This is a genomic window from Pseudomonas rosaeacicularis, assembly GCF_057128745.1.
This window is the reverse complement of record NZ_JBSKHT010000008.1, coordinates 38,958-52,841: the sequence shown is the minus strand read 5'-3', so window position 1 is coordinate 52,841 and position 13,884 is coordinate 38,958. Positions and strand designations below refer to the sequence as shown.

Below are 13,884 nucleotides of genomic sequence, written 5' to 3'. Positions count from 1 at the left end.
GCCTTATTTATGTCGTCGCCCTTCAAAGGCCAAACCGGCCTTAAACGTATTCTTAACGCATCGGGTTATTCGCTCGATGGCCTGACTGCTGCTTTCAAGGGTGAGGCTGCGTTCCGTCAGTTGGTCATGCTCAACGTCATTCTGATCCCTGTTTCGTTCCTGCTGAATGTCAGCCGGGTAGAGCGGGCCTTGTTGATCGCAGTCTGCTTGCTGGCGCTGATTGTCGAGCTGCTGAACTCGGCCATCGAAGCCGCCATCGACCGGATTTCTCTGGATCGCCACCCGCTGTCCAAGAACGCAAAAGACATGGGCAGCGCCGCCCAGTTCGTGGCACTGACGATGATCGGAGCGGTCTGGTTACTGATTCTGCTCGGCTGATCACGCGATGCTGGGCAGAACAATCTCATCGCTGCGGCGCACACCCGCGGTGAATGAGCGACACAGGTCGAGGAATTCGCGAATCGCCGATGTCTGATATTTCTGCTTGTGCCAGATGAAATAAAATTGCCGCACCAGGTCCAGTTCCGGTGTTTCCACCGCCACCAGACTTCCCCGTCGAAACGCATCGCGCAACGCCAGGCGTGAAATACAACCAATCCCCAAACCTGATTCCACTGCGCGCTTGATCGCTTCGGTGTGCTCCAGCTCAAGGCGCACGTTCAGGCTATTGAGGTGGTGGCGCATCGCTTGATCGAAGGTCAACCGGGTGCCGGAGCCTTGCTCGCGCAGAATCCAGGCTTCGCGGGTCAGCTCTTCCAGGCTCGCTTTACCCCGTTTGGCGAGCGCATGCTGTGGCGCGCAGAACACCACCAATTCGTCCTCCACCCATGTCTGCACTTCGATGTCCGGGTGACTGCAATCGCCTTCGATCAGCCCCAAGTCTATTTCGTAATGAGCCACTTGCTGCACGATGTTGGCCGTGTTTTGAACATGCAGTTTCACCTGGCTTTCCGGGTGACGCTGCATGAAACTGCCGATTAACAGCGTCGCCAGGTAATTGCCGATGGTTAGGGTGGCGCCGACCGCCAGTGAGCCGAAACCTGACTTGCCGTTAAGCAGGTCTTCGATCTCCTTGGCCTGATCTAGCAGGGCAACGGCCTGCGGGAGCAGTTGCCGACCAGTGGCATTGAGGCTCAAGCGCTTACCGGCCCGATCAAACAACTGGCAGCTGGATTGGCGCTCCAGTTCAGTGACCGACGTACTGGCCGCCGATTGCGAGAGAGAAAGCAGCACCGCAGCACGGGAAACGCTTTCCTGCTGGGCGACGGCGACGAAGACCTGGAGCTGACGAAGAGTAAATCGCATATCTATATAACCGATAACCCATATCTTAATAATTCAGTTAACAGATATTGTGTCTGCCACTAGAATGTCGCGCAATGGCGCATTCACCTGCGCAGGCTTATTTCAGGAGTTCCCACGTACCATGAGCAACATGAATCACGAGCGTGTCCTCAGCGTTCATCACTGGAACGACACACTCTTCAGTTTCAAGTGCACCCGTGATCCAGGCCTGCGCTTCGAGAACGGTCAATTCGTCATGATCGGTCTGCAGCAGCCTAACGGGCGCCCGCTCATGCGTGCCTACTCGATCGCCAGCCCAAACTGGGAAGAGCATCTCGAGTTCTTCAGCATCAAGGTGCCGGACGGTCCGCTGACCTCCCAACTTCAGCACTTGAAGGAAGGCGACGAGATCATCATCAGCAAAAAGCCTACGGGCACGCTGGTGCTTGATGACCTCAAGCCTGGCAAGCACCTTTATCTGCTCAGCACCGGGACCGGTCTGGCGCCCTTCATGAGCGTGATTCAGGACCCGGAAACCTATGAGCGTTTCGAGAAAGTCATCCTCTGCCACGGCGTGCGCTACGTGAATGAAGTCGCCTACCGCGAGTTCATCACCGAGCACCTGCCGCAGAACGAATTCTTCGGTGAATCGCTGCGCGACAAACTGATTTACTACCCGACCGTTACCCGCGAGCCGTTCGAGAACGAAGGCCGCCTGACGGATCTGATGCGCAGCGGCAAGCTGTTCACCGACATTGGTCTGCCGCCGATCAACCCGCAAGACGACCGCGCCATGCTGTGCGGTAGCCCGAGCATGCTCGATGAAACCAGCGAAGTGCTCAACAGCTTCGGTCTGACTGTTTCGCCACGCATGCGCGAGCCGGGTGATTACCTGATTGAGCGGGCGTTTGTAGAGAAGTAATTTCGGCGAACGCCACCGAACTTTGTAGGAGCTGCCGAAGGCTACGATAAGACCTGAATGGTGTTTATCGATTCGATTTGCTCGCAGCCTTCGGCGGCTCCTACAGGGGGAATGTGTATTTCACGTTCCGTGTCTGACAAAAAAACCGCCTGGAGGTCACGGACCAGGCGGTTTTTTTGTTGGCGAAGATCTGGGGCGCTGCGTGGGAATCAGTGACCCGCCAGCACCACCTCCAACACCTGTATCAGGCCCGGCTGCGGATAATGCCATCGCACATCCACATCCCAGAACTGCGCGCCGTAGCGGCGCTCTGGCGCAGGTGTTTGATACGCCGGACGTGGGTCCTGCGCCAGGCATTGCTCGATCAACTCAACCATGGGCTCATTCAAACGCAAGCCGTGTTCGCGAGCTTGAGCCAGCGCCGCCACCTCCCATTCCACGGCAATCAATGTCGGCGCGCCGCTGGCCATGGTATTGGTCGCTTCACTGATGACATCGGCGTAAGGCACATACGGCTTGATATCCAGCACCGGCGTACCATCCAGCAAATCAATGCCGGACAGCCAGAGCTTCCCGGCCTCGATTTTGTCCAGCTTGACCACGGACTGGCCGATGCCATTGGGACGATGAGTCGCCCGCGTCGCGAAAACGCCCATGGACTGATTGCCGCCGAGGCGTGGAGGGCGCACTTTCAAGCGTGGCTTGTCCTCCAGCGCCTGATGAAACACAAACAGCAGCCAGACGTGACTGACGTGCTCAAGGCCCTGCACCGCATCGCCCTGATCAAACGGCGCTACCAACTCCAACACGCCGCGGGCAGCCGGTGCCAATTGAGGCTGGCGCGGGATGGCGAACTTCTCTTTGAAGCACGACCGAACGTAGCCCACAGGGGAGACGTTAAAAGTGTCAGTCATTGCGAGATCAGCAGCCGTCAGGTACGTACGCGCAGGGTCAGACCCTTAAGGAAGTTGCGTAGGAACTGGTCGCCGCAGGCGCGGTAGTTGTTGTGGCCGAACTTGCGAAACAACGCGCTAAGTTCAGGTTTGGAGACCGGGAATTCAGCGGCCTTGAGGATCGCGTGCATGTCTTCCTCCTTCAGTTCGAAGGCCACACGCAGCTTTTTCAGAACGGTGTTGTTGGTCATCGGCAGTTCGGTGGCGACCGCAGGGCGGCTTTCATCCTTACCGCGCTTGAAGAACACCAGGCCGTCGAGGAAGGACGCCATGATCTCGTCGCTGCACGGCTCGTAGCCTTCTTCTTCATCTTTCTTGGTGAACGCAATCACGTCAGCCTTGGTAACGTCGTGGCCGCCGAGCTTGATGATGTCCACGACTTTGGCGTCGCTGATATCAAGCATGTAGCGAACGCTACGCAGTACATCGTTGTTCATCATGGTGCTGGTGTCCTGATCAATCGGGTTAAGCGGCGCGCGAAGGTGCGCGCATCACTGAAAGGGGGCTGGTGTTAGAACTTCTCTTTGTCGGTCATGTATCGCCATTGGCCTTCTGGCACCTTGCCGATCGACACGCCACCGACGCGGATCCGGCGTACTGAAACGACTTTCAATCCGACCGCTTCGCACAGTTGGGCAATCACGCCCGGCTGCGGGTTTTTCATGGCAAAGCGCAGGCGGGTTTCGTTCTGCCAGCTGGCTTTGACCTTGGCCAATTCCTTGCCCTTGTAGGTCATGCCGTGGTTCAGGCGATTGAGACCGTGGGCGACCATGTCTCCAGAAACCTCAACGACGTATTCCTGCTCGATCTTGCTGCGGTCATCGGTCAGTTTGCGCAGGATTTTCCAGTCCTGGCTGAAGATCATCAGGCCGCTGGCGTTGGCCTGCATCGTCGATATAGCCTCCAGACGCAGGAAGTGACCTTTGAGCGGGCGCTTACTGAAGCTGTGATCTGCGGACAGTGTGCCGGGTGTGATCAACGCCAAGGCGACGTCGTCGGCCATGCCGGCTGGTTTGTTCAGCAGCAGGGTCACCGGCTCAGGCGCATCAGCCTTGGCATCCGGGCTGAGTTCGACTTTTTGATTCTCGACCTTGAACTGCGGCTCTTCGATAACCTGGCCGTCAACAGTGACCCAGCCACCTTCAATGAACAGCTCGGCCTCCCGACGGGAGCAGCCGACCAGTTCAATCAGGCGTTTGGAAAGGCGAATGGGGTCAGTCATGAGAAAAGCCGTTACAAAGAGGAAAGGCGCCTATTGTACCCGTGCAAGCACCGTTAATCGCGGCCACATTGAAAATGCACGGCAGATGGACGTCCATTCTGGGGATTTATTACGGGAGCATCGCGGCTGGCTGTGGTCTGCTGCTCATCCCCGACACTTTCGACCCCGGAGTTTGGACATGGCCAAATGGCTTCCCGCATTGCTTTTGACCCTCAGCCTGCCGCTGATGGCCTCCGAGAAACCCACTTATGGGCCGCAACTTGAGGGGTTTGAATATCCTTTCGCGGCGCAGAATTTCAGCTTTGAGTCCCAAGGTAAGAACGTTCAGATGGGTTATATGGACGTCAAGCCAACTGGTTCGTCGAACGGCCGCAGTGTGGTGTTGTTGCACGGCAAGAATTTCTGCGGCGCGACCTGGGAAGGCACTATCAAAGCGCTGAGCGCAGCCGGCTATCGTGTGGTGGCGCCCGATCAGATCGGCTTCTGCCGTTCGAGCAAGCCTGCCGATTACAGCTACACCTTCGAACAGCTCGCGCAGAACACCCAAGCGCTGCTGACCCATTTGGGTATCGATCACGTGACCGTGGTCGGGCATTCCATGGGGGGCATGCTGGCGACGAGGTTCTCGCTGTTGTACCCCGAGCAGGTGGATCAGCTGATGCTGGTCAACCCGATTGGTCTGGAAGACTGGAAAGCCAAGGGCGTTCCGGATCGCAGCTTCGATGACTGGTATGCGCGTGAACTGAAGACCAACGCCGAGAGCATTCGCAAGTATCAGCAATCGACGTATTACGCCAATGAATGGCGCCCGGAATTCGATCACTGGGTGGACATGCAGGCGGGGATGTTCAATGGCAAGGGCAAGGAAGAAGTCGCGCGTGCATCGGCGCAGACCTACGGCATGATCTTCAATCAGCCGGTGTTCTACGACTTTGAAAAGTTGAAGATGCCGACCGTGTTGCTCATTGGTCAGAAGGACAACACCGCCATCGCCAAGGATGCCGCGCCAGAAGCATTGCGCAAGGAGCTCGGCAATTATCCTGAATTGGGCAAAGCGGTCGCCAAGCGTATTGCGCAGTCCACGCTGGTGGAGTTCGCAGGCCTTGGTCATGCGCCGCAGATTCAGGACCCGGAGCAGTTCAATCGGGTGTTGATAAAAAACCTGAAGCATTAACGCTTGTTGGAGCGAGGCTTGCCCGCGAATACGGTGGGTCAATGACAGGGTGATCGACTGACACACCCCCTTGGCGGGCAAGCCTCGCTCCAACAGGATTACCTCGGTTGACGCAACTTCATCCGCAGCATCGGATAAGGTCTTCCCAGCCCATCCACTTCGGAGCGGCCAATGACCTCAAATCCTTGCTTGACGTAAAAGCCCAAGGCTTGCGGGTTCTGTTCGTTGACATCGAGCTGGTTGATATTGAAATGTTCTATGGCGTAGTCCAGCAGCTTCTTCCCCAGCCCTTGGCCTCGACATTCAGGCGCGATGAACAGCATTTCGAGCTTGCCGACGGTGGTGCCGGCAAAACCTGTGATCTTGAGGTCAGAATCGCGCAGGCAGATCAGGTTGACCACGTCCAGGTACTGAGTCAGCAACAGGTTCTTTAATAGAGCGATGTAGATGTCGGGGAGGAAGTCGTGGGTGGCGCGAACTGAATCCTCCCAGACCCGGGTGATTTCCGGGTAGTCATAAGCTTTCGGCAGATAGATGACCGAATGGTGGGGCATGTTACCGGCTCTCCCGTGACTGAGATGAGGACGTTGAAGTTTCACGATAGCCATAAAAAACTAACCCCGCCGTTTGAAGGGCGGGGTTGGTGTCGCTGAGATCAACTGTAGAGCCGATCCGACCTTTAGATCAAATCGTCTCAGCCCACAGGTCGTACTCATCGGCATCAATCACGCGGCACATCACTTTGTCGCCAGGCTTGAGGTTCTTGTCGCTTTCAACGAAAACGCTACCGTCGATTTCCGGGGCGTCAAAGAAGCAACGGCCGACGAAGCCTTGCTCGTCCACTTCGTCGATCAGCACTTCGATTTCCTTGCCGATCTTCATCTGCAGGCGCGCGGCGCTGATGGCCTGTTGGTGGGCCATGAAGCGATCCCAGCGCTCCTGTTTAACATCGTCCGGAACGATTGCCGCATCCAGCAGGTTGGCCGGCGCGCCTTCAACAGGCGAGTACTGGAAGCAACCGACGCGATCAAGCTGCGCTTCGGTCAGCCAGTCCAGCAGGTATTGGAAGTCTTCTTCGGTCTCGCCCGGGAAGCCGACGATGAACGTCGAGCGAATCACCAGATCCGGACACTGCTCGCGCCAGTTTTTGATACGCGCCAGGGTCTTGTCTTCGAAAGCCGGACGCTTCATCAGCTTGAGGATCTTGGGGCTGGCGTGCTGGAACGGGATGTCCAGGTACGGCAGGATTTTGCCAGCGGCCATCAATGGAATGATTTCATCAACGTGCGGGTACGGGTAAACGTAGTGCAAGCGGACCCAGACGCCTAAAGTGCTGAGCGCCTGGCACAGCTCGGTCATGCGGGTGCGCACCGGAGCGCCGTTCCAGAAACCGGTGCGGTACTTGATGTCGACGCCGTAGGCGCTGGTGTCCTGAGAGATCACCAGCAGCTCTTTGACGCCTGCTTTGACCAGACGCTGTGCTTCGTCGAGCACGTCGCCCACCGGTCGGCTGACCAGTTTGCCGCGCATCGACGGGATGATGCAGAAGCTGCAACTGTGGTTGCAGCCTTCGGAAATCTTCAAATACGCGTAATGACGCGGAGTCAGCTTGATGCCTTGTGGCGGCACCAGATCGATCAGCGGATTGTGATTGAGGTTGGGCGGGGCGGCGTCGTGTACGGCGTTGACCACTTGCTCATATTGCTGCGGACCGGTCACTGCCAGCACGCTGGGGTGAACGTTGCGGATGACGCTTTCGTCCACGCCCATGCAACCGGTCACGATGACCTTGCCGTTTTCAGCCAGGGCCTCACCGATGACTTCCAGCGATTCTGCCTTGGCGCTGTCTATGAACCCGCAGGTATTGACCACCACGACGTCAGCGTCTTCGTATGTCGGCACGACTTCGTAGCCTTCCATACGCAGTTGGGTGAGGATGCGTTCGGAGTCGACGAGTGCTTTCGGGCACCCAAGGGAAACGAATCCTACCTTCGGGGCGGAAGGCGTGGTAACGATGGACATGACTAACCTCGGCTTAGTGTGCCCAGGCTGTTGGCCGAGACACTGACTGGGCGCTTGGTGCGCCTCTGATCAAAAAGTGCGCAATTCTAGCGATGAGTCGCGCGATTGACCAGTGTTATACCGAGAATTACGACGAGTGCTGCGCTATGCTTCGCCGCGTTGCACCCGCAGCCAGAGCTACGGGGGGCATCTGAATTTAACGGTAGGGCGTGGGTCAATCTCTCAGCGCGCTATCGCGACGCTCGAGTCACGGTTTCAGGAGTGGTAAATGGGTCACGCAAGCAGTTCGGCAGAAGCCGGACATCAGTCCGCCAAACCATTGGGTTTACTGGTAGCAGCGGTTGGTGTGGTGTATGGCGACATCGGCACAAGCCCGCTTTATACGCTCAAGGAAGTGTTCAGCGGCGGCTATGGCGTGCAGGTCAGCCATGACGGGGTATTGGGCATTCTCTCGTTGATTTTCTGGTCGCTGATCTGGGTCGTTTCCTTCAAATATATGGCATTTGTCCTGCGCGCAGACAACCAGGGCGAGGGCGGGATCATGGCCCTGACCGCGCTGGCGCGGCGAGCAACTGCCAAATACCCCAAACTGCAATCGGCGATGATCGTCTTCGGCCTGTTCGGCGCGGCGCTGTTTTATGGCGACAGCATGATCACCCCGGCCATTTCGGTGTTGTCGGCCATTGAAGGCATGGAGCTGGCGTTCGACGGGCTTGAACGCTGGGTGGTGCCGATCTCGTTGGTGGTGCTGGTGGGCTTGTTCCTGATCCAGCGCCACGGCACGGCGCGCATCGGTATCCTTTTTGGTCCGGTGATGGTGACGTGGTTCGTCGTGCTCGGGGTGTTGGGCGTGTACGGGATAATGCAGCAGCCCGAAGTGCTGCATGCGGTGAACCCAATGTGGGCCGTGCGCTTCTTCATCGTGCACCCCGGCATTGGCGTGGCGATCCTCGGCGCTGTGGTGCTGGCGCTGACCGGTGCCGAAGCCTTGTACGCGGACATGGGCCACTTCGGGCGCAAGCCGATTTCCCGTGCCTGGTTCGCGCTGGTGCTCCCAGCCTTGGTGCTCAACTATTTCGGCCAGGGTGCGCTGGTGTTGCAGGACCCTGAAGCGGTGCGCAACCCGTTCTATCTGCTGGCGCCGAGTTGGGCTCTGCTGCCGTTGATCGCGCTTTCTACGCTGGCCACGGTTATTGCCTCACAGGCGGTGATTTCCGGCGCGTTTTCTATGACCCTGCAAGCGATTCAGTTGGGTTACATCCCGCGTATGTTCATTCAGCACACGTCCAGTGATGCTCAGGGCCAGATCTACATCGGCGCAGTGAACTGGTCGTTGATGGTCGGCGTCATTCTGCTGGTGCTGGGGTTCGAATCGTCCGGGGCCTTGGCCTCTGCGTACGGCGTGGCGGTAACCGGCACGATGCTCTGCACCACGATCCTGGTGTCGTCGGTAATGCTGCTGTTGTGGAAATGGCCGCCATTACTGGCTGTGCCAATCTTGGTGGGCTGTCTGCTGGTGGATGGCCTGTTCTTCGCAGCCAACGTGCCGAAAATATTCCAGGGCGGCGCGTTCCCGTTCATTGCCGGGATCGCGTTGTTCATCCTGATGACCACCTGGAAGCGCGGGAAGCAGTTGCTGGTTGAGCGTATCGATGAAGGCGGTCTGCCGCTGCCGATTTTCATCAGCAGTATTCGTGTGCAGCCGCCTCATCGTGTTCAGGGTACTGCTGTGTTTCTAACCGCCCGACCAGATGCCGTCCCGCATGCGCTGTTGCATAACTTGCTGCACAACCAGGTGTTGCATGAGCAAGTGGTGCTGTTGACGGTGGTGTATGAGGACAGTCCGCGAGTGCCTGCGTCCGAGCGTTTTGAGGTGGAGGCATATGGCGAAGGGTTCTTCCGGGTGATCCTGCATTTTGGCTTCATCGACGAGCCTGACGTACCGGCCGCGCTGAAACTGTGTCACTTGCCGGAGCTGGATTTCAGCCCCATGCGAACCACCTACTTCCTGAGCCGCGAGACCGTGGTGTCTTCCAAGCTGGTGGGGATGGCACGCTGGCGTGAAGGTTTGTTTGCCTTCATGTTGAAGAACGCTAACGGCAATCTGCGATTTTTCAAACTGCCGTTCAACCGGGTGATCGAACTGGGTACTCAGGTAGAGATGTGACGCTCAGCTGACGATAAAAAAATCCCCGCATTCTCACGAGTGCGGGGATTTTTTTTGCCGGCGGTTCAAGGCTTATTGCGTGGCTGTCTTGCCTTGGCGCTTGTTGATGGCATCAATCAAACGCTTGGCCAGGGCAGGGTAGTTCTCATCGAAGTGATGACCTCCTGGCAATTGCAGCTTCTCGCCTGGGGCGGTGGCTTCGGTGCAGCCGCTTTCGTCCTTCTCTTCGAGGCCGTAGACGCACAGCACCTTTGCCGCTGGAAGCTTGGCCATTTCAGGGCCGGTGGCAGCTTCTTTACCTGCAGCGCCGAGCCAGCCTTCTACCGCAATTTCGAAACTGCCGGTGCGGGCGAATGCCAACAAGACAATTGCGTCAACGCGGTTCTGATCATCGGGATCAAGACGGTTGTAGATCGCTGGCAGCACGTCTGCGCCGAACGAGTAGCCCATCAGGATGAAGCGTTTGGTACCCCATTTCTGGCGGTAATGGGCCATCAGGTCAGCCAGGTCAGTGGCCGTCTGCTCAGGCGACTTGTGCTCCCAGTAATAGCGCAAGGTATCGATACCGACGGTCGGGTAGCCCACTTTGGCCATCTCGCCGGCGACGTCTTTGTCCAGGTCGCGCCAACCACCGTCACCGGATAAGAACAGCGTGACCGTGTCAGTCGTCTGCCCGGCCGGGACTTCAACCACCGGAATGCGCAGGCCGCCGTCGTCATCGTCGCCACCGACCAACTGGTGACGCAGCTCGTTGTTCAGCACTTGCGGCAGCTTGATGTCGTAATCGCTGATGCTGGTTTCGGCGTTGGGCTGATCGCGCACCAGTTTGGCGGCGGTGTCGTCCGGTCCATCGTTCCACGCGGCCAGCCAGTGACCGTGGGCGGCCGATTGCGGCAGATTGTCGTGGCAGCCTGGGTCTTCAAGATTGAGACCGACCGAGATGGCCACAGCCTTGTCGTCGGTCTGCTCTGCGAGCCAGCGCCAGGCCAGAATCGAACCCGGGCCGATACCCGCCACCAGCGTGGCAGGCTTATCGAGTTTGCCGGCGGCCTGTTTGAATGTTTGCTCCTGCAGGGCGCAGTCTTCCTTGGGTATCACTACCTGAACGATCTGTGCTGACGCATCACGGCTCAGCGCCAGCAGCTGTTTTTCGCTCAGCGCTTCATCGGTGGTGACGGCCAGCGCGACATGGTTCTTGGGGCTGGACGGCGGCGTGGCGCGGATCAGCGCAGTACCGTTGTCGAGTGTGAGGTTTTCCAGCGTGGCTTGCGGGGCAGGGCGGTTCCACATCCAGGCCGCCAGTGCAACGGCGAGAATAATCAGGCCTGCAAGCAGAAATCGCCAGTAGCGTTGAATCATCAGCGTTTCACCAATCCAGTCAGGCCGCCCGCAATCAGGGCGGCGGTATCAGCCAGTGCAACCAGCGGATCGAGTCCGGCGGGCACGGCCATATAGCGGGGTTCCCAGTCAGGCTGGAATTTGTCTTTGAAGCGGCGCAGACCCTGGAAGTTATAGAGCTGCTCGCCGCGGCTGAACACCATGGAGCCCAGACGCTGAGTCAGCGGCGCGCCGCGTCGAGGCTGCAGGCCGGACAACGGCACCATTCCTAAGCTGAAGCGTGCGTAACCTTCTTTTTTGTAATGCAGAATCAAGCCGACCATCATGAATTCCATGGTCAACTTCGGCGCCTCAGGATGGGCGCGCATCAAGTCCAGGCTTGCCAAGTCGTGGCGCGAGGTTTCCAGAAGATTGGAAAACGCCACCGGCTTGCCTTCGAAGTGAATGATCGCGATACGGAAGTGCTTCAGGTATTCGGGGCTGAAACGGCCCAGCGAGAAGCCTTTTTCGCGAACGTTCTTACCGGTCAGCCAGGCGTCGGAGATGACTTTCAGCTCATCCAGCGGCGCTTGTCCGACTTCGTAGATTTCCAGCGACAGACCATCACGACCACCCCGATTCCAGGTGTAGCGCAGGTCTTTCATTTCCTTGCCTTTGGCCTCGATGTCGAACTTGTGCAGGTCGACCCGGGCTTCTTCGCCCAGCTTGATCGCAGTCAGGCCGATGTCCATATAGAACGGCAGGTTCTCGGCGCGTACCTGATAGAACACAGGGCGGGCGTGGTGGACGTCACATAGATCACGAAATTGCCAGATCAGCTCGGCGCGCTGTTGGGTCGGGCCGATGGGGTCATACAGTGCCACCAGGCTGCGTCCGCGATGGGCGTACATCAGAAACGCGTTACCGTCGGGATGCATTAGCACTGCTTTGTCGCCGGTCAGAACCAGGCCGCCGTCAGGCTGGTTGGAGGCATTGATGATCTGCGCCGCTTTGGCTAGCTCTTCAGTATCCGGCAGATGGATGACCGGGCGCGCGGTGCGCAGTAGCCAAGTCAGCGACACGATCACCAGCAATACCGCGCTGCCCAATGCTGAACGCAAACCGCGCGGGGCGTCGGCATCAAGGGTGAATTGCCACCACAGCTGATGGCTGTAGGGCACGTCCTGATAAGCGAACAGCAACAGCCAGAACGACGCGCCCAGCACGCAAATGCTCGCCACCAGATACAGCGGCGAAAACGGCAGCTCCAGCAAACGGCTCGGGCGGTAGAAGGAGCGTCGGAAGATCGCCAGCAAACACGCAGTCAGCAAAAGCATGCTGGCTTCTTCCCAGTCGAAACCCTTGAGAATCGAGAGGATCGAGCCGACGAACAGCAAAATCGTGGTCAGCATCCACGCCGCCGAAAGTCGACGGCGCAAGCCTTGGGCAAGCAACAGACACAGCACACCAATCAGGCTGGCGCCGAAGTGCGAAGCGTCGATCAAACGGTGGGGGATCAAGAATCCGAGACTTTCCAGGCGCGTGTCTATCTCAGGAGTCGCGCCGGAAAACAGCAGCACCACGCCCGACAGAAACACCAGCAGGGCGAGGATCGGCGCCCCGAGGCCTGATGCGACCCGGATGGCCTGTTGCGCGAAAATCAGACGCTTGGCTTCGCTATACAGCAACACCAGACAGGCGACGAGCAGTGGCAGCACCACGTAGATCAATCGGTACAGCAGCAATGCAGCCGCCAAAGGTGCGGCGCCCAATTCATCGGCGAAGGCGGCCAGCAAAATAGCTTCGAACACGCCAACGCCACCCGGCACATGACTGAGCACGCCAGCGGCAAGGGCCAGTAAGTAGACCAGCAGGAACGCGCCAAGGGGCGGGGCGGAAGGCAGCAGCATATAAAGGACGACTGCCGCAGCAGCGACATCCAGTGCCGTGATAACGAGTTGCATCAAGGTCAAGCGTGCGCTCGGCAAACGCAACGTGCGACGTCCGGCGCGGACCAGCAGATTGTGCGGGAGCGTCTGTTCAGGCAGACGACGGCGATAGATCGCAAAGCCCAGTAATGCACTCAGTGCCAGGATGATTACCGAGACGGTGGCCAGCACCGGCACTGACAGGTGCAGCGCCAGTGAGGCAGAGGGCAGATCGCTCAATGTCGCGAGTGCGGCCAGAGGTGGCAGAGCGCAACCGAGCGACAAGCTGGCGAACAGCGTCATTCGGGCTACTTCACCGGCGCCCAGGCCATGGCGCGAATACAACCGGTAGCGCACCGAACCGCCTGACAGCATTGACAGGCCCACCGCGTTACCAATGGCGAATGCACAGAATCCGCCCATGATCAGCGTCTTCTTGGGCAAGTCCACGTTGGCATAGCGGCTGGCGGACCATTCATATCCCAACAGAATGGTGAAGCCTGCGACTGTGGCGAGCACAGCGCCAAGTAGCGACGGTCCGGGGACGCTGAGCAAGGAATCCTGCAGCGCGTAGATGTCCAGCTCCGCCAGCATATGCCGGCAAGCGATCAGGGCGACTGCAAACAAGAGAATCGTGACACCGAGCCCGATGGACTGACGGTTCTTGCCAAGAAAATCAAGCAAGCGGCGCCGGGCAGGGTGAGGCGATGTAGGCGCCGTGACTGCTTCGGCGTTGTTATCTGACGGGTTGGCGCGCATCAATCACTCCTTGGATCGTGCGCGACAGGATGGAGGTATACAGCCAAGTTACCAATCCCTACGCAAAAAATAATTCAGGATGTTAGCGCTTCAACGTCTAACGGGCGAATAAGGCAGAAACGTTTCGGGAGCTATT

Annotated in this window: 12 protein-coding genes; 4 read left to right on the top strand and 8 right to left on the bottom strand. The window is 58.3% G+C overall.

Translation table 11 applies throughout. The annotated features are described in order from the left end of the window. Window positions 1-9: 9 nt before the first annotated feature. The gene (locus tag ACWKWM_RS11820) at window positions 10-378 is read left to right on the top strand and encodes a diacylglycerol kinase (RefSeq protein ID WP_483846322.1); all 369 of its coding nucleotides are present in this window, start codon (window positions 10-12) and stop codon (window positions 376-378) included. Here the strand turns inward: ACWKWM_RS11820 and ACWKWM_RS11815 are convergent, their stop codons facing one another. Beyond that, entirely contained in the window at window positions 379-1,305 is a 927-nt protein-coding gene (locus tag ACWKWM_RS11815; protein WP_483846321.1) for a LysR family transcriptional regulator, read from the bottom strand. Window positions 1,306-1,426: 121 nt separating this feature from the next. Between ACWKWM_RS11815 and fpr the strand changes: the two genes are divergently transcribed. After that, entirely contained in the window at window positions 1,427-2,206 is a 780-nt protein-coding gene (gene fpr / locus ACWKWM_RS11810; RefSeq protein WP_483846320.1) for a ferredoxin-NADP reductase, read from the top strand. A 209-nt stretch (window positions 2,207-2,415) separates the two neighbouring features. On the opposite strand, the gene tsaA is transcribed toward fpr, so the two are convergent. The 3 genes from tsaA to ACWKWM_RS11795 all read right to left on the bottom strand — a co-directional run bounded on the left by tsaA (window position 2,416) and on the right by ACWKWM_RS11795 (window position 4,381). Then, the gene (gene tsaA, locus ACWKWM_RS11805) at window positions 2,416-3,120 is read right to left on the bottom strand and encodes a tRNA (N6-threonylcarbamoyladenosine(37)-N6)-methyltransferase TrmO (RefSeq protein WP_483846319.1); all 705 of its coding nucleotides are present in this window, start codon (window positions 3,118-3,120) and stop codon (window positions 2,416-2,418) included. A 17-nt stretch (window positions 3,121-3,137) separates the two neighbouring features. Beyond that, complete coding sequence (locus ACWKWM_RS11800) at window positions 3,138-3,599, bottom strand: YehS family protein (protein WP_483846318.1); 462 nt, start codon at window positions 3,597-3,599, stop codon at window positions 3,138-3,140. A gap of 71 nt (window positions 3,600-3,670) precedes the next feature. Beyond that, window positions 3,671-4,381 carry an rRNA pseudouridine synthase gene (locus tag ACWKWM_RS11795; protein WP_483846317.1) on the bottom strand — a complete coding sequence of 237 codons (711 nt, stop codon included), beginning with the start codon at window positions 4,379-4,381 and terminating at the stop codon, window positions 3,671-3,673. Between the two features lie 178 nt (window positions 4,382-4,559). On the opposite strand from ACWKWM_RS11795, the gene ACWKWM_RS11790 reads away from it, so the two are divergent. Beyond that, window positions 4,560-5,555, top strand: a complete 996-nt coding sequence (locus tag ACWKWM_RS11790; RefSeq protein ID WP_483846316.1) for an alpha/beta fold hydrolase — start codon at window positions 4,560-4,562, stop codon at window positions 5,553-5,555. Between the two features lie 98 nt (window positions 5,556-5,653). On the opposite strand, the gene ACWKWM_RS11785 is transcribed toward ACWKWM_RS11790, so the two are convergent. Both ACWKWM_RS11785 and rimO read right to left on the bottom strand, forming a co-directional pair. After that, complete coding sequence (locus ACWKWM_RS11785; RefSeq protein WP_483846315.1) at window positions 5,654-6,109, bottom strand: GNAT family N-acetyltransferase; 456 nt, start codon at window positions 6,107-6,109, stop codon at window positions 5,654-5,656. Window positions 6,110-6,239: 130 nt separating this feature from the next. Beyond that, window positions 6,240-7,577, bottom strand: coding sequence for a 30S ribosomal protein S12 methylthiotransferase RimO (gene rimO, locus ACWKWM_RS11780; RefSeq protein WP_483846314.1), 1,338 nt, complete (start codon window positions 7,575-7,577; stop codon window positions 6,240-6,242). A gap of 268 nt (window positions 7,578-7,845) precedes the next feature. Here rimO and ACWKWM_RS11775 point away from each other — a divergent pair, with 268 nt between their 5' ends. After that, window positions 7,846-9,744, top strand: a complete 1,899-nt coding sequence (locus ACWKWM_RS11775; protein WP_483846313.1) for a potassium transporter Kup — start codon at window positions 7,846-7,848, stop codon at window positions 9,742-9,744. A gap of 72 nt (window positions 9,745-9,816) precedes the next feature. On the opposite strand, the gene ACWKWM_RS11770 is transcribed toward ACWKWM_RS11775, so the two are convergent. Then, window positions 9,817-11,103: a virulence factor family protein gene (locus ACWKWM_RS11770; RefSeq protein ID WP_483846312.1), complete on the bottom strand. Its 1,287-nt coding sequence runs from the start codon at window positions 11,101-11,103 to the stop codon at window positions 9,817-9,819. After that, window positions 11,103-13,748 (bottom strand): bifunctional lysylphosphatidylglycerol flippase/synthetase MprF, encoded by a 2,646-nt coding sequence (gene mprF / locus ACWKWM_RS11765; protein ID WP_483846311.1) that lies wholly within the window; start codon window positions 13,746-13,748, stop codon window positions 11,103-11,105. Before mprF ends, ACWKWM_RS11770 begins: the two co-directional genes overlap by 1 nt. Window positions 13,749-13,884 lie beyond the last annotated feature (136 nt).